Origin of the sequence: Kribbella sp. NBC_00709 (assembly GCF_036226565.1) — a bacterium.
Taxonomy (GTDB): domain Bacteria; phylum Actinomycetota; class Actinomycetes; order Propionibacteriales; family Kribbellaceae; genus Kribbella.
In genome coordinates, this window is the sequence record NZ_CP108996.1 from 5,162,150 (window position 1) to 5,184,114 (window position 21,965).

Genomic DNA, 21,965 nt, shown 5'->3' on the forward strand with positions numbered 1-21,965 from the left:
ATATCGGGAGATGCCTTGAGGACCGACGTGCGGCTGGCGTACGGCGACAGCGGGTTGCCGCTGGCAGTAGACCCGGACTCGACGACGATCGTCGAACCCGTGCACAGTGTTGCGGCTCCCGACCAGGTGAAGGCCCTTCGTGCGGCGCTTCGCGCGCCGGTGGCCGGCCCGCCGTTGCGTGAGCGGGTTCGCACCGGACAGTCCGTGGCCATCTCGGCCTGCGACGGCACCCGGCCACAGCCGCGGCAGTTGATGATCCCCGCGATCATCGAGGAGCTGGACGGAATCGTGGCCCCGGGTGACATCGTCGTCCTGGTCGCCACCGGCACCCATCGCGGGAACACCGAGGCCGAACTCCGGCACATGTTCGGCGACGAGGTCGTCGACTCCGTGCGCGTCGTGAACCACGACGGCCGGGATTCCTCACAGCTGGTCTGGCGCGGCACACACGGCAACGGCGTACCGGTGTGGCTGAACCGGGAGTGGACCGAGGCGGACGTCAGGATCACCACCGGTTTCGTCGAGCCGCACTTCTTCGCGGGCTTCTCCGGAGGTCCGAAGCTGGTGGCGCCAGGGCTCGCCGGCCTGGAGACGGTCCTCGTCCTGCACGACGCGTCGAGGATCGGTGACCCGAGGGCGACCTGGGGGGTGACGAAGGGCAACCCGGTGCACGACGACGTCCGGGCCATCGCCGAGGCGACCGGCGTGACGTTCGCCCTGGACGTCGTACTGAACCGGGACAAGGACATCGTCGCGGCGTTCGGCGGTGATCTGCTTCCGATGCACGCGGCGGCGGCGTCCTTCGCGCAGCAGATCGCGATGCGGCCGGTGGACAGGCGGTTCGACGTCGTCGTGACCACGAACTCCGGGTTCCCGCTCGACCAGAACCTGTACCAGGCCGTCAAGGGCATCTCGGTCGCATATCAAGTCGTCCGGCCGGGCGGAACGATCATCTGTGCGGCCGAGTGCCGGGACGGCTTCCCCGACCACGGCCTGTACCGCGAGACGCTCGAGGCGGCTCAGTCGCCGCAAGCTCTGCTGGCAGAGATCGCGTCCCGGTCCGTCACGGTCCCCGATCAGTGGCAGATACAGATCCAGGCCAAGATCCAGTCCGCGAATCGCGTCGTCATGCACACCGGATTCCTGAGCGACGCGGACCTCGCCGCGGTCCAGCTCGAGCAGACGCACGACATCTCGGCAACCGCCGCCGAGGCCCTCGCGGCCGCCGGCCCGGGCGCCACGATGTGCGTCCTCCCGGAGGGCCCGCAAACCATCCCGTACCTTGCAGGACAGCACTAGCCCCCTGACTGCGGATCGAGGCCGGAGACAACCAGTTCCAGGAGTCGGGCGGTTCGGTTGGGGTCGGGGCTTTGTTCTCCGGCCCAGGCGACGCCCGCGGCCAGGGACAGAAGTTCCTCGATGGTCAGGTCGGCTCGGACTGTGCCGGCTTCTTGGGCCGCGGTCAGCAGTGCGCGGCCGGCGTCGCGTACTCCGAAACACGAGGCGTGCAAGGCCGAATCCTCGTCCCGCAGTGCTCCGAGGACGGACTCGGGAAGGCCGCGGTACCGGGCGGAGCTCTCGGCGAAGTCGCGCAGCCAGGTGAGCAGGGCCTTCCGCGGGTCGCCGGCGTCGGCGGTGGCGATGGCCTGCTCGCTGAGCTGGTCGAAGCCGGTGCCGAGCACAGCCTCGATCAGTGCCTGCCGGGTCGGGAAATGGCGGTAGAGGGTGCCGATGCCGACACCGGCGCGGCGGGCTACCTCACGCAGTGACGTCTCGGTGCCGTGCTCGGCGAACGCCTCCCGCGCGACGGCGATCAACTGGCCACGATTGTGCCGGGCGTCGGTGCGCGTCACCTCGGACATCGTGGGTCGTCCCCTCGCCTGGTAGACAACCGGAGCGGTGCTCCGGTACGGTCGGAACTCGAATCGGAGCAGTGCTCCGGACGGCCCAGCCTACCAAGGGAGTGATCGCATGCCGAAGACCGAACGGATCATCCTCGTCACCGGCGCCACCGGCCAGCAGGGCGGCGCCGCGGCGCGGCACCTGCTCGCCGATGGGTGGCGGGTCCGCGCGCTGGTGCGCGACGCCGGAGCCCCGAAGGCCAAGGAGCTCGCGGCGGCCGGCGCCGAGGTGGCGGTGGGGGACATGGCCGACCGGGCGGCCTTGGACGCGGCCGTGGCCGGCGTTCACGGCGTCTTCAGCGTGCAGCCTGCCGCGACACCGTCGTACGACAACTTCGACGAGGTGGCCATGGGGGTGAACGTGGCTGACGCTGCTTTGGCGGCGGGCGTGCAGCACCTCGTGTACACGTCGGTCGGCGCCGTCGAGCAGTCTGCCAGTATCCCCAGTTGGAGCACCAAACTGCGCATCGAGGAGCACATCCGGGCGATCGGTGTTCCGGCAACGATCCTGCGGCCGGTGATGTTCATGGAGAACCACGCTTCGGGCCGGGTCGGTGCCTACAGCGAATTGGCGATGCTGCGGGTCATTCCGGACGGGTCCCTCGTGCAACTGATCGCGGTCTCCGATATCGGTGGGCTCGCCGCGCTGTCGTTCGCCGACCCGGACGGCTGGCTCGGAGAGGTGGTGGAGATCGCCGGCGACGAGCTGCCCCGCCGGAGCATCGCCGACGCGATCGCTCGGACGACTGGACGTCCGGTGGACCTGTCGCCACTGTCCCCGGAGCAGACCGCCGCCTTGCTCGGCGGCGCCAGGAAGGTGCGGATGGACGCGAACTTCGCCGGCTGGAACGCCGACATCCCCGCCCTGCGCACGCGATACCCAAGCCTGATGAGCTTCCGAACCTGGCTGGAACGCGAAGGCAAAACCCTGTTCACCAACCCGGAGAACTGACCCCGGCCGCTCAGGTGGCTTCGAGGTGCTTCACCAGGACGGCGCGGGTGTAGAGGAGGCTGAAGCCGCTGCGTTGGGCGTTCTGCTGGGATTTGGAGGCGGGTTGGGTGGTGATCACGCCGACGTCGCAGCCTGTGGCAGCTGCGTCGGAGAGGCGCGTGAACAGCAGGGCGGACTGGATGCCGTGGCGGCGGTGTGCGGGGAGCGTTCCTGCACCGGCGAACTGGGCGATGCCGTCGGTTGTGCGGAGCCCGGCGCCGCCCGCGATTTCGCCGTTCAGCAGGGCGATGTAGCGCGTGATGTCTGCTGAGGCGGCGTCGCGTTCGGCTTCGATGTAGGTGTCGCGCGGGAACTCCTCGCGCCACGGCACTCCTTGGGTGTCTGGTACGGCGACTGCGTCGGCCATCACGTTCAGCCAGACATCGAGCTCCTCGTCACCGCTCGGCCGGATCTCGATCCCGTCGGGCAGCGTGACGTCGTACTTGGTGTCGATGGCGACGCCGAGCACGTTCTCGAACGACTCCAACTCGTATCCACGTCGGCTGAGGACGATGCCGATCTCGGGGTCGGCGAGGTGCGGTAGCTCGACCTGCACGGGCGCGCCGACGGTGGCGTACGCCTGCTCGATCTCGTCGAGCTCGCCGGTGGTCGGTAGGCCGCCGAAGCCGAGCCCGACCACCTTGTTGAACGGCGAGTCGTCGTCGGCGAAGCTCGCTAGTCCACCCGCGATCGGGATCACGAACCCGCGGCCGTCGCCGAGGCGGCCGTGCGCGGCGAGGGCGGTGGCCTCGATGAGCTGCGCTTCGGCCACCTCGATCCGCCGCGCCAGATCGACGTCGCAGAACAATGGCGTCAGTTCGGTCTTCATGCCTCTCCTACAGGTCCAGACCGAGCCAGACTCGGTCGCGTAGTGGTATGCCGTCGATGACGATTTCATCGGGGTAGCCGGTCGAAGGCACGAACGCGTCGCGTTCGACACGAAGCATGCGGAAGCCTTGACGCTGGTAGAAGCGCAGATTGCCGACGTCGGCTGCAGCGGTGGCGACGAGGAGACGTTTCGCCGCGTTCTGCCGGCAGTGTTCGAACGCTGCTCGGACCAGAGCCCGGCCGACGCCCGTTCCGCGGCGGCTCTCGGCGACGGCCATGCTCTTCAGTTCGGCCTCGTCGCCGGCAATCAGCTGCAAATGCCCGATGATCTCGCCGTCGTCCTCGGCGACGAACACAGTGCCCAGGCCGAGGTACGCATCGATCTGCTGCTCCGAGTCGTCGGCCTCGCGGAAGAGCGGGCGCAGTTGCTCCCGGTCTCCGTCGTGGCTGTGCACCATCATCTTGGCGAGCTTCCGGTTGTCGGGGTGGCTTCGGGTCTTCTGGATGTCTGTGTCGCAGGGGGCGCGATACGTTACGCGCCCCCTGGCAGTGTGCGCCCTGATCAGTCGGTGGCGATTCCTGCAGAGCCGGAGATGGCGGCTCCGACGGCGCCGTTCTGCGCGGTCAGTGAGCCGTCGTGATGGACAGTGAACGATGCCACGGCTCCGTTGGCGAGGCGGACGTAGAGGGACTTGTTGTCAGGGCTCAGAGCGGCGTCGGTTCCGCCGCCGCTGGTGCTTCCCGCGACTGATGCCGCCAGCCGCACGTGCCCGTCGGTGGTGATGCGGTACGACGAGATCGACGAGCTGGCCGCGTTGACGACGTACGCGTAGTGGCTGTCGCTGGTGACGACGAGCCAGCAGGCGGCCGCCTGGGTGTCGGGCACTGTGGCGCTGACGGTCCGCAGTTGGTTCGCATGCACGGCGTACGACGAGACGGCACTGGCATCGGCCTCGGAGACGATCGCGTGACCGCGACGGTCGAAGGCGAATCCGTACGGCGTCGAGCCCGACGAGTGGTGGGCGGCAGCGGGTCCGGCGTACCCGTTCCTGAGCGCGAAGGTGTCGATCGTCTGGTCGCCCTTGTGGGTCACGACCAGCGTCTGTCCGTCGGGGCTGAACGAAACCTGGGCGGCCGCGGTCGGAATGGCCGTGGTTTTGCTGAGTGCTCTCGTAGAGTGCGGCAGCGGCTGGAGGTCGCCGTCGTGGGTGACCCGGAGGCCGCTGATGGTTTCGCTGTTCTGGTTCAGGACGTAGACGAGTCCACGACGCACGGTGAGGCTGACCGGCTGGTCGCCGCCGCTGGCGGCGACGTCGCGGCGTACCAGGCCGTGGCCGGTGATGGCGAGGGTGGAGATGGTGTCGTCCCCGGCGTTCACGGCGAACAAGAGGTTGCCGTCTCGGACCAGACCGTTCTGCGAGGCGAGCGAGGAACCTAGCCCACGACCGCCGGTCGGGACCGTGGCGCTCGCCTGGAGCCGGCCGTCGCGCAACCGGTCGAAGACCTGGATCGCGTTGCCGGTGGCCGAGTTGGTCGTCTCGTAGACGTGCCCGACGACCGGGTTCGCGCCGTGGCCGGCCGTCGCATGTGCGGGGGAGAGTCCGAGCAGGGACGCCGCGGCGACGGCGGCCAACGCCGGAGCCAGGACGCGGGCCGATCTGGTGCGCATGGAAGTTCCTTTCCTAGGCGGATACCGCTGAATTCCTTTGTGACAATAGATGCCGAAGCAATGCCAAATAAGGAATCTCCACCTGCGGTAAGGAACCCGTTATCCCGGTCGAAATTGTTCGCAAATCATAAGCGGTTATCGCCCGCGCCTTGTCCGCGAACTGAGTCCAGGGCCACCGACTCACGAAGGTCGAGGGCGAGATGAACATGGTGGCACCCTGGACCAGCGCGAGTACGCCGATGGCTGTGACGGCGACCGAGAGCAGGCCGGGGGAGAGGACATGCCAGCGGCCAGGCCCACAACCGCGCGGTGTGCTGCGGAAACAGGTAGAGAATCACGAATCCCGCGACGAGGAACGGCACGATGCCGAGCGACAGTCCGCGTGTGTACGGCAGCACGCGGTCGTCACGAACGGTTCGAGCAGTCGTGCTCATCAGAATCCCCGCTTCGACCATTGATCCGGGAGGCGTTCCGGTCAAGGGCGCGAAGAATTACGGAGTGCTTACCTCGGACCGGTCAGTGATTCTGGTGGAAGCCTTCGGGGGCGCGGTCGAGGAAGCCGGCGACCGCGGCGATCCGGCCGTCGTCGTCGATTTCGAGGAAGTCGGTGCCGGTGGCGAACGATGTGCCGTCGACCAGGAGTTCCCACTGCAGACGGGCGCGGCCGTGGTGGGTGTCCGGGGCGGTGCGTGGCTGGAAGACGTAGCCGGGCTGGTGTTCCGCGAACTGGTTGCGGAAGCCGATCAGCTCCTCGACTCCACGCAGCACTCCGATGGGGGCGTGGTACGTGATCTGGTCGGTGAAGCTGCCGTCTGCGGTCGCGTTCCAGAACTCGACGTACTGCTCGACGACCTCGAGGCCGGCGGTATCGGTCATGTGAAGCTCCTTGGTCGATCGGTTGAGGTGCCATCCACTGTGGGAGCGGACAGGGAGCCGGTTCAATAACCTCGGAGGTGATTGCCGAGCGTCCGCCGCGACGGCATCGTTACGGTCGTGACTGCGACCGCGGTGAGCTCGGGCGAAACGATCGGAACGCTGGTGAAGCGGTGGCGTGAGCGGCGGCGGCGTTCGCAGTTGGACGTCTCGCTGGCGGCCGATCTTTCCGCCAAGCACCTCAGCTACATCGAGACCGGGCGGTCGAACCCGAGTCGCGAGATGATCGAGCGGATCTGCGACGAGCTCGACGTACCGCTGCGGGAACGCAACCGGTTCTACCTGGCCGCCGGCTTCGCGCCCGCGCATCGCGAGCGGCCGTTCGCCGATCTGGGCGTCGCGAAGGACGCTGTGCACGCGGTGTTGACCGGGATGGAGCCGAGTCCCGCCGTCGCGGTGAACGTCCGCTGGGACCTGCTGGCAATGAACCGGGCGATGCGCCCGTTCCTGAGCGATCTGCCGACGGACCTCGCCGGGCCGCCGGTGAACATGCTGCGCGCGACGTTGCACCCCGACGGCTTGGCCCCGATGGTCCGCAACCTGCAGCAATGGCGATCGCATGTGGTACGACGCGTACGTCGTCAGCTCGAGCGGACCGCCGACGACGGTCTGGCCGGCCTCCTGCTGGAGCTCGAGAGCTACGGTGGCGCTCCGGTCACGTCGGCGGGGTCCACTCTCGCTGACGATCTCGTCGTACCGCTGCAGCTGAGCACGCCGTACGGCGACCTCGACTTCTTGTATGCGGCAACGGTCTTCGGCTCGCCCCGCGACGTCACCCTCGACGAGATCGCGATCGAGACCTTCTTCCCGGCCAACGCCATCACGACCGCCATCCTCCGATCCCTGGCGGGATGACAGCGGGCTCGTCAGCTCCGGCGCCGTGTCCGCCGTGCGGTCAATGCGACGTACGGCGGGAAGCTGTTCAGGTAGAGTCATGCCGAGTGAGGCGTTCTGGTGCTCCTCACCTGCCTTCGTCCCTTTGACGCCGGCCTCGGTGCAATGAAGCGCTGCTCTTGCGTGCCTGATTGAGGCTGCTGCGTGCCCGCTTGTCTGGAGACCGCATGACCTCGCCGGCGCCTGCGCCAGCCACGCCCGAATCTGCCCACTCGACGTCGGCGGTGGACAGCGACGTGACCTCTGTGCGGGCCGCGCTGCGGTCGCCCCGCCGGCTGCGAACCGAAGTACTCGCTGGCCTGGTGGTCGCGCTGGCCCTGATTCCGGAGGCGATCAGCTTCTCGATCATCGCCGGCGTCGACCCGCGGGTGGGACTGTTCGCGTCGTTCACGATGGCGGTGTCGATCTCGTTCCTCGGTGGTCGTCCGGCGATGATCTCGGCCGCGACCGGAGCGGTCGCGCTGGTCATCGCACCGGTGATGCGCGACCACGGCTTCCAGTACCTCGTCGCGACCGTCCTGCTGGCCGGCGTCCTGCAGGTGATCCTGGGCGTCCTCGGGGTCGCCCGGCTGATGCGGTTCATTCCGCGATCGGTCATGGTCGGCTTCGTCAATTCGCTGGCGATCCTGATCTTCCTGGCTCAGCTCCCGCACCTGACCCACGTGCCGTGGCTCGTCTACCCACTGGTGGCGGCCGGAGTGCTGGTGATGGTGTTCTTGCCGAAGCTGACCAAGGCGGTCCCGGCGCCACTGGTCGCGATCCTGGCCGTCACTCTGTTCGTGGTGCTCACGTCGGTGTCCGTGCCGACCGTCAGCGACGAGGGCAAGCTGCCCGACAGCCTGCCGTCACTCTTCTGGCCGAACGTGCCGTGGAATCTGGAGACGCTGCGGATCATCGCGCCGTACGCCCTGGGGATGGCACTGGTCGGCCTGCTCGAGTCCTTGATGACCGCCAAACTCGTCGACGGCATCACCGACACCCACTCGGTCAAGCGCCGGGAAGCCTGGGGCCAGGGCGCCGCGAACATCATCACCGGCTTCTTCGGCGGCATGGGCGGCTGCGCGATGATCGGCCAGACGATGATCAACGTCAAAGCCTCCGGCGCACGCACCAGGATCTCTACCTTCCTCGCCGGGGTGTTCCTGCTGATCCTCGTCGTCGGGCTCGGCGACCTCGTCGGCGACATTCCGATGGCTGCGCTCGTCGCGGTGATGATCATGGTGTCCGTGGGCACGTTCGACTGGCACAGCATCAGCCTCAAGACACTGCGCAGGATGCCGCGGAGCGAGACGATCGTCATGGTGTCGACGGTCGTGGTCGTCGTACTGACGCACAACCTCGCCATCGGCGTCGTCGTGGGGGTTCTCGTCGCGATGGTTCTGTTCGCCCGCCGGGTGGCACACTTCACCAGCGTCGACGAGGTCGAGCACCCCGACGGCAAGACGAAGGTGTACGCCGTGACCGGAGAGCTGTTCTTTGCTTCTAGCAACGACCTCGTCAACCGGTTCGACTACCGCGGCGACCCGGACAACGTCATCATCGACCTGACGCACTCCCATATCTGGGACGCCTCGACCGTCGCCACGCTCGACGCGATCACCACGAAGTACGAGCGCTATCGCAAGACTGTCCGCATCGTCGGTCTCAACTCGGCCAGCGCCGAACGCCACCAACGTCTCGCAGGAAAGCTCGGCGCCGGCCACTGACGGCAGAATCCGCGAAGGACCTGGGGACGTGAGAAGCATCAGACGGACTTGCCGCCGATGAGGCCGACGATTGCTCCGAAGCCGGCCTTGACGATGGTCGAGCAGGTCTCGATCAGGCTCTTCGCCTGGTCGTTCGGCTGATCGATCGCCATCACCAGGACCACGTTGAGGATCAACGCCGCGACGGTGAGGCCGAGTACGGTCAGGAACACGAGCTTGAAGACCGGAGTCTCGAAGGTGCTGGATCCCATGTTGCCTATAGGAGCACCTCGCCCAGCCGTAGGCCTAGTGTCGTACGTCCACCTCGAGTGGATCATGTCCACTTGACATGGACGAAGATCGGCGCGTGGACGCGACAGCCTCTAATGTGGCGCGGTGGATGAATGGCAGAGCAGTCGTTGGGACGGGACGCCGTGTACGTCGGATGCCTGGCCGTACTCCCCGGGTGTGGCCGTGTTCGAGGCTCGGCGCGCGATTGGCCAACTGGTTCGGACGTTCGGCGAGGGCCTGAGTCCGACTGGCACGATGGCGTCCGACGCGGACCAGGTGCTGGCCTACATCCGTGCAGCCCATGAACTGGAGTCGATCATGGGCGCCGTCCGTGAGGATCTTGTTGCCGAGGCACGGGCGCACGGCCTGGCCTGGGAGGTGATCGGTCGTGCCCTGGGAGTCGGGAAGACAGCGGCCCACAACAGATTCGGGGCAGGGTTGCCGGATCGACGTCTGGAGCAGTTGAAGGTCGAAGCGATGGTGTCGTGGATGGCGAGGCAGGCCGCAAAGCCGCACGATCCCCCGGAGGAGGTGGCCAACGATCTGGCCGGTGCTACCCCGGTGGAGCGGATCGAGTACCTGGTCCGCCATGCTCTGCAAACCCTGCCTGAGATCGACGAGCTGTTGGCGTTGACCGAATCTGATGCCGAGGACGCGCTTGGCATCCTGAGACCAGCGTGCCGCAGGATCGAGCGGGTGCTCACGACGGTGGCCGTCGACCAAGTGATGTGGGACGCCATGGCCGGCTGGTCCGGTCGGCCTGGCAGCCTGGATCAGGCGAACTACTACGCCCCCACCACGTATCAGCTGTACGCGATGCGCCTACTCGTGTCCGCTCTGCTGCACGCGCCCGAGGAGGAATCCACAGACGTCGACCAGATCCGGATGTTTCTCGCGCAGGTGAAGCGAATTTACGCCACTGTGCTGCTCGTCCTCGAGCGTGCGGATGTGGGTTCGGCGGTGCCGGCGCCAGACCGAGATGATGATGCCCGCTCGGGATGACCTGACCCGTGCGGCAGGTAGGGCGTGATGTTGCGCCAGGCGCGTTCGATGTATTCCTCTTTCTCACCGACCGGGGCGACGTAGTGCAGTGCGCCTTCGGCGGCATCCTTGCCCCGGAGACGGGTGATGATCCAGGCGGCGAGGTAGTGCGAGGCGAGACAGCCGCCGGCGGTGGCGAGGTTGTCCTTGGCGTAGAACGGCTGGTTGAGCACTTCGACGCCCGCGGTGATGACCCACGGCTTCGTGGTCAGGTCGGTGCAGGCGGGTACGCCGTCGAGCAGCCCGAGCCTCGCCAGTACGAGCGCGCCGGAGCACTGTGCCGCGATCAGTTGGCGCGTCGGGTCGAGGCGGCGCAGGATGCTCATGATTGCGGGGTCCTCGACGACTTCGCGGGTCGCGATACCGCTGCCGACGATGACGGCGTCCGCGTCGCACGCCTCCTCGAGGGTGGACATCTGCTCGATGACCACGCCGTTCATCGACGTCACCTTGGGGCTCGGGGTGGCGATGGTGACGCGCCAGTCGTCGTTCTTGATGCGGTTGAGGACGCCGAGCGCGATCAGGGAGTCGAGCTCGTTGTAGCCCTCGAAGGTGAGGATGGCGATGTGCACCGGCTGTCCTTCCGGGTGGGTGGATCTCTCGACGGTAAGAACCCGCTACCAGGACAGTCAAAGAATTGTCATGGATACAATCCGGTGCATGGCAGCCTCGCGGTACAAGTTGCTGGTCGATGCGCTCGCAGCCGACATCCGGACCGGCCGGCTGGCCCCGGGGTTGCGGTTGCCGACGCACCGCGGGCTCGCCGCCAGGGAGGGCATCGCCGTCGTGACCGCGACCCGCGTGTACGCCGAACTGGAAACGATGGGCCTGGTGAGCCGGGAGCAGGGCCGCGGCACGTTCGTACGCGACATCCTCGTACCGGCTGGACAAGGCATCGATCAGCAGGTCGTCGCGACCGACGCGGTCGACCTCACCTTCAACTACCCGTCGCTGCCCGGGCAAGCTGATCTCCTCCGGCGGGCCTTGCGGGAGGTGGCCACCGCTGGTGACCTCGAAACGCTGCTGCGCTACCAGCCACATCGAGGGCGTCCCCAGGACCGAGCCTCGATCGCACGGCACCTCGAACGTCGAGGAGTCGCCGCCGGCGCGGACCAGATCCTCATCACCAATGGTGCGCAGCACGGCCTCGCCATCACCGTCATGGCCGGGCTCAACGCCGGGGACGTCGTCGCGGTCGACGCTCTCACCTACCCCGGTTTCAAGGTCCTCGCGCAGGCCTTTCATCTGGAGCTGGCGCCCATTCCCGCAGCCGCGAACGGGCCGGATCTCGATGCCCTCGAGAAGCTGTGCGCGACCCGCCCTGTGCGCGCGATCTACACGATGCCCACCGTGCACAACCCGCTGGGCTGGGTGATGCGGGCGACCGCTCGAAGGCGTCTGCTCAAGATCGCCCGGCAGCACGGTCCGCTGATCATCGAGGACGCCGCCTACGCATACCTGGTCGAGGATCCTCCACCGCCGCTGGCCGCAACCGCGCCGGACATCACCGTCTACGTCTCGGGACTGTCCAAGAGTGTCGCCACCGGCCTCCGGGTCGGCTTCGTCGTCGCCCCACCGGCGATGGTGCCGGCGCTCGAACGTGCGATCCGGGCGACGACCTGGAACACTCCGGCCCTGATCACCGCGATCGCCTGCCGCTGGCTCGACGACGGCACGGTGGACCGGCTCGAAGTACAGAAACGCGCCGACGCCAAGGCTCGCCAGGCCATCACCGTACAAGAGCTTGCGGGCCTACCGCTGGTCAGTCATCCCGCGTCCTATTTCACCTGGTTGCCGCTGCCCGACGACGCGCGCGCCGATCGCCTGACCGCCACCCTCGCCCGCCGGCACATCTCGGTATCCACGGCCGAGCCGTTCAGCACCACCACCCACACACCGCAGGCGATCCGGCTCGCGCTGGGCTCCACCGACCTGGACAGCCTCCGGTCAACGCTGCGCGTCGTACGACGAGCCGCCATCGAGGACGCCTCCAGCTGAGCCCGCGCCGCATCCCGGACAACCGGGCGACCGGCGTTGGCGTCGTACCCCATGCAACCTGGTGTGGGGGATCGGGAGTACCTACGGGCAGCCCGGCACGGTGCCAGGCGGTACAACCTGAAGGAGATACCTGTGACTTTCCCGAAGAAGGCCGCGATCACGGCCGCGGTGCTCGCCACTGTCGGTGGGGTCGCGTTCGGGGCGTCTGCGTTCGCGGCAGGCGGTGACCCGGTCACCACCAGTGTGCGGCCGGCCACTCTGACAGCCCCGAGCACCGTCGCGTCGAAGGTCGTCGCGCAGACGATCGGCAAGGGAACGGTCGACGGTCTGGGGTGGTCGGTGGTGCTGGAGTTCTATCCGACGCTGCCGAAGGGGTACGCGATCCCGGCCAAGGGCATGAAGATGGAGGCCGGCAAGTCGTCGCTGCTGTGTCAGCGGATGATGATCGGTGGCGTCCGCATCGATCACCAGGGCGGCCCCTGGGCCGACTGCCAACCGGTTGCCGGTGCTCATGACCCGAGTCAAGCGGGCGGAGCGGGGCTGTGGGGCCTGACGGACAAGGGAACTCGGGGATCCCGGCTGTTCGTCGCCACCGTCGGGTCCGGTGTGTCCTCCGGGGTGCTGGACCTGGCCGACGGTAGCCAACTCAAGGCGAGCGCCGTGACTGTGCCCGGTACGAGCTACCGCGCCTTCGCCGTGGCCATTGCCAAGGGCAAGACCATCACCAGCGTCGACACGTACGACGGCCGGCACCACCGCCTCACCCACGACACCTACTGGCGCTGACCCACCAGGAACGGACAGCCCTGACGTGCCGCACACGCCCTCCGACTCTACTGAGGAGCCGGACCTCACGTTCACCCGTTTCGTCGCTGCCCGTTGGCGGGCTCTGACGCACACCGCGTATCTGCTGACGGGCGACTTCCACGAGGCCGAAGACCTCGTGCAGACGACGCTCGCCAAGATCTATCCACGGTGGCGGCGGCTGCGGATGGACACGGTGGAGCAGTACGTGCGGAGGGCGCTGATCAACACCAACCGCAGTCGGTACCGACGTCGCAGGGTTGCCCTGTTCCTTCAGCCCGTACTGCCCGACACCCGGCCCGCCGACGAGGACGGGCCGGGGACCGGCGAACACGACGTCCTCGCGCCGGCGCTCCGCCAGTTGCCGGAACGCCAGCGCGCGGTCGTCGTACTCCGGTACTGCGAGGACCTGTCCGTCGAAGAGGTCGCCGAGATTCTCGGCTGTTCGGTCGGCACCGTGAAAAGCCAGGCCTCGCGTGCGTTGGCGAAACTCCGCACGCACCCGGACCTCGCCCACCACTCAGTTCGGCTTGGAGATCCGCGATGACTTTCGACCCTGACCCCGATGACGACTGGATGCGCGCCGCCGTCAAGCATTCACAGGACCTGCACACCTCGTCGCCCGTCCCGCTCGACGAGATTCTATCCGCCGGCCAGGCGCACAAGAAACGACGTAACGTGACCGCGATGGTCGCGGTGGCGGCAGTAGTGGCGATTGTCGCCATCGGTACGCCGCTGTCCTGGAGGAGACCTGCCAGTACCCCCAGTCAGGTCACGCCCGCCGCGATCCCTTCGCAACGGAACGCTCCGGTCGATGCCACCGTGGGGCACGGCGTGGTGGATGGTCTGAGATGGTCGGTGGTGCTGGAGTTCTATCCGACGCTCCCGGCGGGATACGTCTCGCCGGCGAAGGCCGAGGACGTCGCGGGTAAGTCGTCGCTGGTGTGTCAGCGAATGGTGATCGGTGGTGTTCGCATCGACCACCAGGGCGGCCCCTGGGCCGACTGCCAACCGGTGACCGGCGCCCACGACCCGAGCCAGACCGGCGGCGCAGGACTGTGGGGCCTACAGGACAAGGGAACTCACGGATCTCGCCTGTTCGTCGCAAACGTCGGCGTAGCCGTTGCCTACGGCATCGTAAACCTCTCGGACGGCACCCAACTGAAGTCCACCGCGACCACCGTCCCCGGGACCAGCTACCGCGCCTTCGCGATCGCCATCACCGCCGGCAAGAGCATCACCAGCGTCGACACCTACAACACCACCCACCACCGCCTCACCCACGACACCAGCTGGCGCTAATTCTCGTTGAGTCCGCACCTGTGATCGTGTTTGCTTGCGGCACCGAACCGCTAGCAGGGAGTTGAACGTGCAGGACGATGTTGTCGACCCCGGTGCCCACAATCGAGCAGCCTGGGACAAGTACGTCCAGGAGGGCAACGAGTGGTCGAGGCCGGTGAGTGCTGAGGATGTCGAGCGCGCTCGCAACGGCGACTGGTCGATCGTTCTCATCGGGCATCAGCCGGTCGACCGCTCCTGGCTGCCGACAGACCTGACCGGCAAGGACGTGTTGTGCCTGGCCTCCGGCGGTGGTCAGCAGGGTCCGATCCTCGCCGCTGCAGGGGCGCGGGTCACCGTGTTCGACAACTCGCCCCGCCAGCTCGGCCAGGACCAGATGGTGGCGGCGCGCGACGGACTCGAGCTGCACACCGTCCTAGGTGACATGCGCGACCTCAGCGCCTTCGGCGACGCAGCATTCGACGTCGTGTTCCACCCGGTCTCGAACGTGTTCGCACCCGACGTGGCACCGGTGTGGCGTGAGTGCTTCCGCGTCCTGCGACCGGGCGGGACTCTGCTCGCGGGCTTCCTCAACCCGGATGCGTACTTGTTCGACCACGAGGCCCTCGACGAGCGCGGCGAGCTGGTCGTCGTACACAAGCTGCCCTACAGCGACGTCACGCAGTACACCGCCGAGGAACGCGCCACGAAGTTCGGCGCGGATGCCGCTCTTGAGTACAGCCACACCCTCACCGACCAGATCGGCGGGCAACTCGCCGCGGGCTTCGTCCTCACCGGCTTCGCGGAAGCACCGCACCAATCCAACGCATCCGCCGAATACATGTCGCAGTACTTCGCAACCCAGGCGGTCAAGCCAGGCTGAGCAGCATCCTGGACGTCTGACGGGCGGATCCTGATCTAACCGGTCATGCTAGTCTAGCCGGTAAGAAACTGGCGTGCATCGTCGGGGATGATCCCGGGAGGACGGCTCATGCAGACACATCACCCGCACCGGCAAGGTCAATGGCACGCCGGTGAAGCGGCGATGCACCGCCTTCTCGGAGTGCCTGCGCATGACAACCCGACCATCCACGGCCTGCCCACCGCCTATGGACTCTGGATGGAGCGAAGCCCGCTTCTCGCGCTGGGAACCGTCGATCAGGCCGACCGGATCTGGACGACGGTGCTCGGCGGACGGGCAGGAGTGATCAAGCCCATTGCCGCAGGAGTGCTCGGGTTGAGCTCGCCCGCGTTTCTCGCACCCGGTGCCGGCTGGACGGGGTTCGATCCCGTCCTGGAGGCGCTGTTCTCGGGCGCCCAGGACGGGGGAGTCGTCGATCACGGCCGAGGAAAGCTGGTCGCCGGTCTGGCGATGGACCTGGAGAAGAGGTCACGGGTCAAGCTCGCGGGCCGGGTGCTCCGCGGGATCGTCCTGGCGAACGAGACGGTCGAGATCGAGACCGATCCGACGCGGGTGGATGTGCAGTTGGCTGTGGCCGTCGACGAAACTCTCGGCAACTGCCCGAAGTACCTGAACAGGAAGGCCGTCTGGGCCCACGAGCCATCGCCTCGCCTGGTCAGCGACTCGCTGCCGCTGCCGCACGAGGCCGTGGAGCTCATCGGCAAGTCGGACATCTTCTTCCTCTCCAGTCGGCACGGCACGAAGAGCATGGACACGAACAACCGCGGCGGTACGCCGGGATTCGTGCGGGTCTTCAGCAATTCCGCTGATGAGGGGGTGAGCCTGGTCTATCCGGAGTACTCGGGAAACCGCCTCTTCCAGTCGCTGGGAAACCTGCAGACCGATCCGGCGGTCGGAATCACCTTCCCCGACTTCGAGACGGGGGACGTTCTGTACCTCAGTGGGCGAGCAGAGATTCTCGTCGGCGCCGAAGCGACAGCGGTGCTGCCGCACAGCAGAGTCGCGGTCAAGGTCACGGTGGAGGCAGCTCGCTTCGTGAGCGACGGGCTGCCGTTCCGGGGGCGTCTGCTGGACCCCTCGCCGTACAACCCGCCGGTCCGCCGGTTGGCGAGAGAGCTTCGCGGTACGGGCGATCTCACCGACGAACGATCCGATGGAATCGCCATCGCGAGCTTGATCCGCTCGTCCCGGATCACGCCGACCGTGTCTCGCCATACCTTCCGGCTGTCTCCCGATCCTTCGTCCCTGCAGGCGAAAGAGGAGTTTCCGCGTCTCGCCCCGTGGCGGCCGGGGCAGCATGTCACGCTCGACTTCTCGGCTCAGCTCGATCAGGGGTGGTCGCACATGCGTGATCACGATCCCGCGTCGCTCAACGACGACTACATCAGGTCCTTCACGATCTCGAGTGCGCCCGTACGGCGATCGACAGCTGCGGACGTGGAGCAGCGGGATTCCTTGGACGGTGTCGAGTTCGACATCACGGTCCGCCGGCACGGGCCGGTCACGCGCTTCCTGGAGCGGTGGGTTCCCGGAGCGGAGCTGAAGGTTCCCGTGCTCGGATTCGAAGGCGAAGAGGATCTCCGGGCACCGGATGAGGACCTCGTCGTGGTGGCCGGCGGAGTCGGGATCACACCTTTCATGGCGCACCTGGCCGCATCCGAACAGCGCTTGTCGCTCCTGTGGACCCTGCGAGCCGATGATCTGCCGCTTGCTGTCGACGTCGTCGAACGCATCGGCCGAGTCACCCTATTCGTGACTGGCGAGCTGGACGCGAGCGGACAGCGCGACCTGCAGACGCTGGCTCGACTCGGCGCTGACATCCACACCAGAAGAATCCGACGAGACGATGTACTGGGCGCCGGAATCGAGGGACGCCGACGATTCCGCGTGTGTGCCGGGCCAGGGCTGAGAAAGTCTGTTCTGGAATGGCTCGATGGCGAACACGTGAGCCTGGTGAACTTCGACTACTGAAGGAGCCGGGGACTTCGTACGCCGAATCGCCGTGCGGAACCCTCTCTAACCTGTCAACTTCAGTTTGCTGGTATGATTCGGGGATGATGGAGCGACTGCTGGTCGGAGAGACGATCGCGCTCGACCTCGTGAACACCGAGTGGGTCGACCACGGCGCCAAGGTCGACTTCCTCGCCGCCGACGGTGCGCCCGAGCTCTGGTTCCGCGAGTACGGATTCGACCCGGCCGCGGAAGACGTGGATGCTCTCCGGACCTCGAGAGCCGCGATCCGATCGCTCCTGGAGTCACCCGGCCCCGAAGCCGATGCCCGCATGAACGACGTTCTGTCCCACGGCCACGAGAGCACCAGAGTGACCGACGGGCGACCCACGACGACGCCCACCGCGGATCCGGGGTGGGGTGCGGCCTGGCGCGCAGCACGCGCATTTACCGAACTCGTCGCGACGCATCCCGCCCGGATCCGACGGTGCGCCCATCCGGACTGCGTCCTGTACTTCTACGACACCTCACGAAACGGCGGCAGACGCTGGCACTCGATGGAAACCTGCGGCGCCCGAACCAAGTCCGCCCGCCACTACCGCCGACACGTAACCAACGAGAAGCCAACCCAGCCTGAGGTGTTGTGACGGCTCCGTCACGCGTAGGGCTTCGAGTCCGCGAAGGGCCCATGCCGTGGACGCCTAGGCGGCCCGAGCTGGAAGGTGGAACGATGCGGAGATGAGCGAGTCTGAGGACGTAGTGGCGGCGCGGCTGGTGGCGGCGTTCGACGAGGCCGACGCGACACTGGACTGGGCCGAGTTGGCGCAGGGGCCGGCCGTGGTTCGACTGGCCAGGTTGCGGCAGGCACTGGTAGCCGCGGGCTTCGGCAGTCTGGCGGTAGCGGCGATGACTCTCACGGTCGAGGGCGGGCCGGCAGTGCCGGCAGTTGTGAGCCGGACCTGCCGAGAGGCCACCGATCTGCTCGACGAAGCGATCGGTCCGCAACTGGCTGCGCGATGGCGGATCGACGGCGTCGCGGATCAGCTCAGTCCTGAAGGGCTGGGAATCGGTTCGGAGCCGGTCAGCGTCGCGGTGATGGAACAGGCCCTGGCCAGGATCGAGTCAATCATCGAGCGAGCGGTCGGAGCGCTCGAGGCGATCTCTGAAGACGAGTCCGTCCTGCCGGAGCTCCGTGACGCCGCCGCCGATGCCGTGGTCGTATTCGACGACCTCGAGGATCTCGACGTCGCCAGCACCCCCGGCCCAGTGGGGTCCCAATAGATCGAACCCGGCCCAGCTCGGGAAGGTCCTTGTAGATCGTCGAGCCGCTGACGTCCACAGAACAGCAGGAGATCGCGATCCGGGACGGCGCTCCCTGGTCGGTCGTGCGCCCAGGACCAGACCGACGGCTAACGGCATGCCCGGTACGACGAGACTCACCAGGGCGCCGACGGCAAAGGCGGTGACCAGTACGAGACGTGCGGCTCGTTTCCGTGCGAACCGGGAGAACGTCGGGGGCGGGCCCCCGATCTGTCCCGCCCCCGACGAGCTTCCTGTCGGCGGGAACAAGAACACGGACAGGGTGCTGGTCCTGGGATTAGCCTCGAACGATGACGAGAGATCCGAGCAACGAGGTCAAGGCCGTCACGACCGATCCGAGCGAGATCGCCGACGATGCGGAGTACGAGCTGGACGCCGCGAAGTCCAGCGAACCCAGCGAGGGGCTCGACGCGGACCCGGCGGAGTTGCAGTCCTTCGATCCGACCGGTACGACGGCGCTCGAGTCGGATCTGCAGAATCTGCAGGGCGCCGCGGAGGCTTTGGAGAACGGGCATGACGGCTCAAGCTGAAATCGTCAGTTGCCCGCACTGCGGCCAGAAGAACCGGGTGCGGGGGACCGGCGACGGCAAACCGGTCTGCGGTCGGTGCGGCAAGCCGCTGCCGTGGATCGTCGACGCAGGCGACCAAGACTTCGCCAAGGTCGTCGAGCAGTCCCGGACCCCGGTTCTGGTTGACGTCTGGGCGCCATGGTGTGGTCCCTGCCGGATGGTCAGTCCGGTGCTCGAACAACTCGCCAGTGAAAAGGCCGGCGAGATCAAACTGGTCAAGATCAACGCCGATCAGGCGCCTGAGGTGTCGCGCCGGTTCGACATTCGGTCCATCCCCACCCTGATGGTGTTCCGCCAGGGCGAGGCGATCGCCACCCAGACCGGCGCCGCGCCGGCCGCCGTGCTGCGTCCCTGGCTCGAAGATGCCCTGCGGAACTGATTCGTCAACCGACACAGCGATCCACTGAACCTGGCCAGCCAACCAGGTCGGTCAACATCGAGATCGTGAACTGATCACTGTGACGGTGTGGAGGCGCCCCAGGCAGACGATGGCTCGGGTGGTGGGGCCACCCGTCGCTTCGTCGGGGGCGAGGAATTCCGGCCAGTAGTCGAGGAGCTGTTCGTTGTGGCCGCAACGCTCGGCGGCCTCACCGGCATCGCCGTACTGCTGATCCTCGGTGACTCCCAGAGCCAAAACCCCGCTGCCGCGATCGGTCTGACGGGCGTGTTCATGAACTGGGCGGTTCTGCACATGATGTACGCCGCTCGCTACGCGTAGCACTACTACCTCGAACCCGTCGGGGGCATCGACTTCAACAGCGACGAACAGCCCGCCTACCGCGACTTCTTCTACTTCAGTTACAACCTCGGCATGACCTACCAGGTCTCCGACACCAGCGTGTCCAGCTCGACCATCCGCTCAGTCGTACTGCGGCACTGCCTCCTCTCGTACGTGTTCGGAACCGTCATCCTCGCCGCAACGATCAACCTCGTCGCCGGCACCGTGACAAGGTGACTCGCCAAGGCCTCCCGAAGCCAGTCACGCTACGCATTGCTGGGGTGACGATCAACGCTCAGCTGCTCCACAACGTATCCGCGGCCGACGCCGTTCCGGTCCGCCGCGGCGGCGGGCCGGCCTGACCGAGAATTGGTTCGGTACTCGATGGTGGCTGGTGGCAACCTGACGGGGGTTGTCGCCCCTTTCTTGTGTGACAGCTTGAGAGGAGGCCGGATGCGAAGACGTGACGAGGCGGAGTTCACCGAGTTCGCGGCGATGGCGGTACGGCGGTTGCGGCGTACGGCGTACCTGATGTGCGGTGACTGGCACCGTGCCGAGGACGTGGCACAGGACGCGTTGGTCAAGGTCTACCGGCGGTGGAACTGGATCAACCGGCACGACAACCTGCCCGCCTACGCCAACCGCGTGGTGGTGAACACGATCCTGGATCAGTCGCGGCGCGCCTGGCGGCAGCGTGAGTTCCTGGACGGCGACGGGGCCGCGGTCGAGAGTGCGCCGCTGGCGCCGGACCAGATCGACGCGATCGACGACCGGGACATGGTCTTCGAAGTACTCGCGCTGCTACCACCGGCTCAGCGTGCCTGCATCGTGCTCCGCCACTACTCCGATCTCAGCGTCGAGCAGACCGCGGAGGTCCTGGGCATCGGGACCGGTGCGGTGAAGAGCCAGACATCCCGAGGACTCGCGCGTCTGCGTGAGCTGCTCTCCCAGCGCGAAAGGTGTACGTCGTGAGTGATATCGAGAAGCTGCTGGACCGTTTGTCGGACGACGCGGATCGGCCGCTCAGCCAGTCCGTGAACGACGTTGTTCGTCGCGGCCGGCGCTCGGTACGGATCCATCGACTCGTCGGAGTGTCCGTGACCGGAGTCGCGGCCGCCGCGGTGGCTGCCGGCGTGATGAGTTGGCCGCTGGCCGATCGTCAGGGTGTCGGCCCGGCTGGAGCACCCGCCCAGTCCGTCGCGATCGACAGCGAGACCGGCAAGCCGGTCGCTCCCGCGCCGCCGGTCAGTCGACTCAGCGACGCGGAGATCCTGCAGCGCTGCGCTCCGCGAGTCGCAGCCGAGAGCCCGGCAGAGATGCCTGCGAAGCTCCACGACTTGAAGGCAGGGATCGTCCCTCGCAAAGCCGTCGATACGTCCGGGTGGACGGTCGCACTGAAGGTGGAGCCCGATCGGTCCGCTCCCTCGGACCATGGCTTGTTCCTCGCTGTTCTGGTCGCGCCACGGCACAATCTCGCGATCACGTGCGGCGTCGCCGACACGTTCGACCGGTCGCGTGGCGGTGACCTGTACGGGCCCGTGTATACCCGGCGGAAACTCGACGACGCGACCCGGAGCAACGCCGCCATCTGGCCGGCGTCCGGCCAAGGGCCACAAGCCCTCGCGAAGGTGCTGGTGGACGTACGAGGCGAGAAGGGCCCACGTGCCGCTCTCGTCGGGCAGTACGGCTTCTACACCCTGGGCCCCCTCGTCCAGGCAGCCCCCGGCCACAGCGCCTCCCACATCAGAGGCTACGACGAGTCCGGCAAGAAGATCCTGGACCAGACCATCGACCTTGGCCTCCTACCCAAACGCCCCTGACAAGCCAAAGCCGGTACCCGTGATGTGACGCACAGTCACCGGTCAGACGAAGCCGCCAACGACCGAGAGAGCGACCGAGCGCTGTCGCGCGCCGAAGCACTGACTGCGCACCACACACGAAGGACCCAGGCCACCTAGGTGACCTGGGTCCTTCGTGCGCCGCCAGGGACTCGAACCCCGAACCGCTGAATTCCGGCCGAAGCTGATCATCGGTTGTCGATGATGATCGAGATCCCTTGCTAGTAAGGGATCTACCGTCTTGATGGTGTACGCAGGTTCGCGTCGCTGACCATCTTCTCGCGCTGATTGAGGTGCGTAAAGAAGGGTTGGTCGCGGTCTGCGAGAGTGGACCT

Annotated in this window: 24 protein-coding genes and 1 pseudogene; 18 read left to right on the forward strand and 7 right to left on the reverse strand. The window is 67.0% G+C overall.

Features of this window, described 5'->3' with window-relative positions; translation table 11 throughout:
- The first annotated feature begins 15 nt into the window (after positions 1-15).
- Positions 16-1,299, forward strand: coding sequence for a nickel-dependent lactate racemase (gene larA / locus OHA18_RS25425; protein ID WP_328997800.1), 1,284 nt, complete (start codon positions 16-18; stop codon positions 1,297-1,299).
- Here larA and OHA18_RS25430 read toward each other — a convergent pair.
- Positions 1,296-1,862, reverse strand: a complete 567-nt coding sequence (locus OHA18_RS25430) for a TetR/AcrR family transcriptional regulator (protein ID WP_328997801.1) — start codon at positions 1,860-1,862, stop codon at positions 1,296-1,298. The two genes, larA and OHA18_RS25430, sit on opposite strands and share 4 nt — an antisense overlap.
- 109 nt (positions 1,863-1,971) lie before the next feature.
- Between OHA18_RS25430 and OHA18_RS25435 the strand changes: the two genes are divergently transcribed.
- Positions 1,972-2,853, forward strand: coding sequence for an NmrA/HSCARG family protein (locus tag OHA18_RS25435; RefSeq protein ID WP_328997802.1), 882 nt, complete (start codon positions 1,972-1,974; stop codon positions 2,851-2,853).
- A 10-nt stretch (positions 2,854-2,863) separates the two neighbouring features.
- On the opposite strand, the gene OHA18_RS25440 is transcribed toward OHA18_RS25435, so the two are convergent.
- The 4 genes from OHA18_RS25440 to OHA18_RS25455 all read right to left on the reverse strand — a co-directional run bounded on the left by OHA18_RS25440 (position 2,864) and on the right by OHA18_RS25455 (position 6,265).
- Positions 2,864-3,721 carry a GNAT family N-acetyltransferase gene (locus tag OHA18_RS25440; protein ID WP_328997803.1) on the reverse strand — a complete coding sequence of 286 codons (858 nt, stop codon included), beginning with the start codon at positions 3,719-3,721 and terminating at the stop codon, positions 2,864-2,866.
- A 7-nt stretch (positions 3,722-3,728) separates the two neighbouring features.
- Complete coding sequence (locus OHA18_RS25445; protein WP_329006162.1) at positions 3,729-4,376, reverse strand: GNAT family N-acetyltransferase; 648 nt, start codon at positions 4,374-4,376, stop codon at positions 3,729-3,731.
- A complete protein-coding gene (locus OHA18_RS25450; RefSeq protein ID WP_328997804.1) occupies positions 4,283-5,389 on the reverse strand; it encodes a lactonase family protein in 1,107 nt (368 codons plus the stop codon). Before OHA18_RS25450 ends, OHA18_RS25445 begins: the two co-directional genes overlap by 94 nt.
- Before the next feature lie 516 nt (positions 5,390-5,905).
- On the reverse strand, positions 5,906-6,265 hold the full coding sequence (locus tag OHA18_RS25455) for a nuclear transport factor 2 family protein (protein WP_328997805.1): 360 nt from the start codon (positions 6,263-6,265) through the stop codon (positions 5,906-5,908).
- A 117-nt stretch (positions 6,266-6,382) separates the two neighbouring features.
- On the opposite strand from OHA18_RS25455, the gene OHA18_RS25460 reads away from it, so the two are divergent.
- Together OHA18_RS25460 and OHA18_RS25465 are read left to right on the forward strand one after the other, a co-directional pair.
- Complete coding sequence (locus OHA18_RS25460) at positions 6,383-7,177, forward strand: helix-turn-helix domain-containing protein (RefSeq protein ID WP_328997806.1); 795 nt, start codon at positions 6,383-6,385, stop codon at positions 7,175-7,177.
- Positions 7,178-7,452: 275 nt separating this feature from the next.
- Positions 7,453-8,922 (forward strand): SulP family inorganic anion transporter, encoded by a 1,470-nt coding sequence (locus OHA18_RS25465; RefSeq protein WP_328997807.1) that lies wholly within the window; start codon positions 7,453-7,455, stop codon positions 8,920-8,922.
- 38 nt (positions 8,923-8,960) lie between these two features.
- Here OHA18_RS25465 and OHA18_RS25470 read toward each other — a convergent pair whose 3' ends face one another.
- The gene (locus OHA18_RS25470) at positions 8,961-9,173 is read right to left on the reverse strand and encodes a hypothetical protein (RefSeq protein ID WP_328997808.1); all 213 of its coding nucleotides are present in this window, start codon (positions 9,171-9,173) and stop codon (positions 8,961-8,963) included.
- A gap of 196 nt (positions 9,174-9,369) precedes the next feature.
- Between OHA18_RS25470 and OHA18_RS25475 the strand changes: the two genes are divergently transcribed.
- Positions 9,370-10,194: a hypothetical protein gene (locus tag OHA18_RS25475; protein WP_328997809.1), complete on the forward strand. Its 825-nt coding sequence runs from the start codon at positions 9,370-9,372 to the stop codon at positions 10,192-10,194.
- Here the strand turns inward: OHA18_RS25475 and OHA18_RS25480 are convergent.
- Positions 10,104-10,805: a DJ-1/PfpI family protein gene (locus OHA18_RS25480; protein WP_328997810.1), complete on the reverse strand. Its 702-nt coding sequence runs from the start codon at positions 10,803-10,805 to the stop codon at positions 10,104-10,106. The genes OHA18_RS25475 and OHA18_RS25480 overlap by 91 nt on opposite strands.
- A gap of 88 nt (positions 10,806-10,893) precedes the next feature.
- Between OHA18_RS25480 and OHA18_RS25485 the strand changes: the two genes are divergently transcribed.
- The 13 genes and pseudogenes from OHA18_RS25485 (at position 10,894) to OHA18_RS25545 (ending at position 21,612) form a co-directional block, all read left to right on the forward strand.
- Positions 10,894-12,231: an aminotransferase-like domain-containing protein gene (locus tag OHA18_RS25485; protein ID WP_328997811.1), complete on the forward strand. Its 1,338-nt coding sequence runs from the start codon at positions 10,894-10,896 to the stop codon at positions 12,229-12,231.
- A gap of 132 nt (positions 12,232-12,363) precedes the next feature.
- Positions 12,364-13,017, forward strand: a complete 654-nt coding sequence (locus OHA18_RS25490; RefSeq protein ID WP_328997812.1) for a hypothetical protein — start codon at positions 12,364-12,366, stop codon at positions 13,015-13,017.
- 25 nt (positions 13,018-13,042) lie between these two features.
- Positions 13,043-13,582 (forward strand): SigE family RNA polymerase sigma factor, encoded by a 540-nt coding sequence (locus OHA18_RS25495; protein ID WP_328997813.1) that lies wholly within the window; start codon positions 13,043-13,045, stop codon positions 13,580-13,582.
- Positions 13,579-14,337, forward strand: coding sequence for a hypothetical protein (locus OHA18_RS25500; protein ID WP_328997814.1), 759 nt, complete (start codon positions 13,579-13,581; stop codon positions 14,335-14,337). The genes OHA18_RS25495 and OHA18_RS25500 overlap by 4 nt, the downstream gene beginning before the upstream one ends.
- A 67-nt stretch (positions 14,338-14,404) precedes the next feature.
- Entirely contained in the window at positions 14,405-15,196 is a 792-nt protein-coding gene (locus OHA18_RS25505) for a class I SAM-dependent methyltransferase (protein ID WP_328997815.1), read from the forward strand.
- 108 nt (positions 15,197-15,304) lie between these two features.
- On the forward strand, positions 15,305-17,206 hold the full coding sequence (locus OHA18_RS25510) for a pyridoxamine 5'-phosphate oxidase family protein (RefSeq protein ID WP_328997816.1): 1,902 nt from the start codon (positions 15,305-15,307) through the stop codon (positions 17,204-17,206).
- Between the two features lie 83 nt (positions 17,207-17,289).
- On the forward strand, positions 17,290-17,832 hold the full coding sequence (locus OHA18_RS25515) for a CGNR zinc finger domain-containing protein (protein WP_328997817.1): 543 nt from the start codon (positions 17,290-17,292) through the stop codon (positions 17,830-17,832).
- A 91-nt stretch (positions 17,833-17,923) separates the two neighbouring features.
- Positions 17,924-18,466 (forward strand): hypothetical protein, encoded by a 543-nt coding sequence (locus OHA18_RS25520; protein WP_328997818.1) that lies wholly within the window; start codon positions 17,924-17,926, stop codon positions 18,464-18,466.
- A 329-nt stretch (positions 18,467-18,795) separates the two neighbouring features.
- On the forward strand, positions 18,796-19,035 hold the full coding sequence (locus OHA18_RS25525) for a hypothetical protein (protein WP_328997819.1): 240 nt from the start codon (positions 18,796-18,798) through the stop codon (positions 19,033-19,035).
- Entirely contained in the window at positions 19,019-19,453 is a 435-nt protein-coding gene (trxC, locus tag OHA18_RS25530; RefSeq protein WP_328997820.1) for a thioredoxin TrxC, read from the forward strand. Before OHA18_RS25525 ends, trxC begins: the two co-directional genes overlap by 17 nt.
- 87 nt (positions 19,454-19,540) lie before the next feature.
- Positions 19,541-20,029: pseudogene (locus tag OHA18_RS25535) on the forward strand (DUF1345 domain-containing protein).
- Between the two features lie 216 nt (positions 20,030-20,245).
- Entirely contained in the window at positions 20,246-20,764 is a 519-nt protein-coding gene (locus tag OHA18_RS25540; RefSeq protein WP_328997821.1) for a SigE family RNA polymerase sigma factor, read from the forward strand.
- Entirely contained in the window at positions 20,761-21,612 is an 852-nt protein-coding gene (locus tag OHA18_RS25545) for a hypothetical protein (RefSeq protein ID WP_328997822.1), read from the forward strand. The genes OHA18_RS25540 and OHA18_RS25545 overlap by 4 nt, the downstream gene beginning before the upstream one ends.
- Positions 21,613-21,965 lie beyond the last annotated feature (353 nt).

What these genes read in the sequence shown, in the direction of transcription:
- OHA18_RS25525 (WP_328997819.1), top strand. Translation starts at nt 18,796, where the DNA reads ATGACGAGAGATCCGAGCAACGAGGTCAAGGCCGTCACGACCGATCCG.
- OHA18_RS25430 (WP_328997801.1), bottom strand. Translation starts at nt 1,862, where the DNA reads ATGTCCGAGGTGACGCGCACCGACGCCCGGCACAATCGTGGCCAGTTG.
- OHA18_RS25450 (WP_328997804.1), bottom strand. Translation starts at nt 5,389, where the DNA reads ATGCGCACCAGATCGGCCCGCGTCCTGGCTCCGGCGTTGGCCGCCGTC.
- OHA18_RS25470 (WP_328997808.1), bottom strand. Translation starts at nt 9,173, where the DNA reads ATGGGATCCAGCACCTTCGAGACTCCGGTCTTCAAGCTCGTGTTCCTG.
- OHA18_RS25485 (WP_328997811.1), top strand. Translation starts at nt 10,894, where the DNA reads ATGGCAGCCTCGCGGTACAAGTTGCTGGTCGATGCGCTCGCAGCCGAC.
- OHA18_RS25440 (WP_328997803.1), bottom strand. Translation starts at nt 3,721, where the DNA reads ATGAAGACCGAACTGACGCCATTGTTCTGCGACGTCGATCTGGCGCGG.
- OHA18_RS25455 (WP_328997805.1), bottom strand. Translation starts at nt 6,265, where the DNA reads ATGACCGATACCGCCGGCCTCGAGGTCGTCGAGCAGTACGTCGAGTTC.
- OHA18_RS25540 (WP_328997821.1), top strand. Translation starts at nt 20,246, where the DNA reads ATGCGAAGACGTGACGAGGCGGAGTTCACCGAGTTCGCGGCGATGGCG.
- OHA18_RS25435 (WP_328997802.1), top strand. Translation starts at nt 1,972, where the DNA reads ATGCCGAAGACCGAACGGATCATCCTCGTCACCGGCGCCACCGGCCAG.
- OHA18_RS25515 (WP_328997817.1), top strand. Translation starts at nt 17,290, where the DNA reads ATGATGGAGCGACTGCTGGTCGGAGAGACGATCGCGCTCGACCTCGTG.
- OHA18_RS25520 (WP_328997818.1), top strand. Translation starts at nt 17,924, where the DNA reads ATGAGCGAGTCTGAGGACGTAGTGGCGGCGCGGCTGGTGGCGGCGTTC.
- OHA18_RS25500 (WP_328997814.1), top strand. Translation starts at nt 13,579, where the DNA reads ATGACTTTCGACCCTGACCCCGATGACGACTGGATGCGCGCCGCCGTC.
- trxC (WP_328997820.1), top strand. Translation starts at nt 19,019, where the DNA reads ATGACGGCTCAAGCTGAAATCGTCAGTTGCCCGCACTGCGGCCAGAAG.
- OHA18_RS25510 (WP_328997816.1), top strand. Translation starts at nt 15,305, where the DNA reads ATGCAGACACATCACCCGCACCGGCAAGGTCAATGGCACGCCGGTGAA.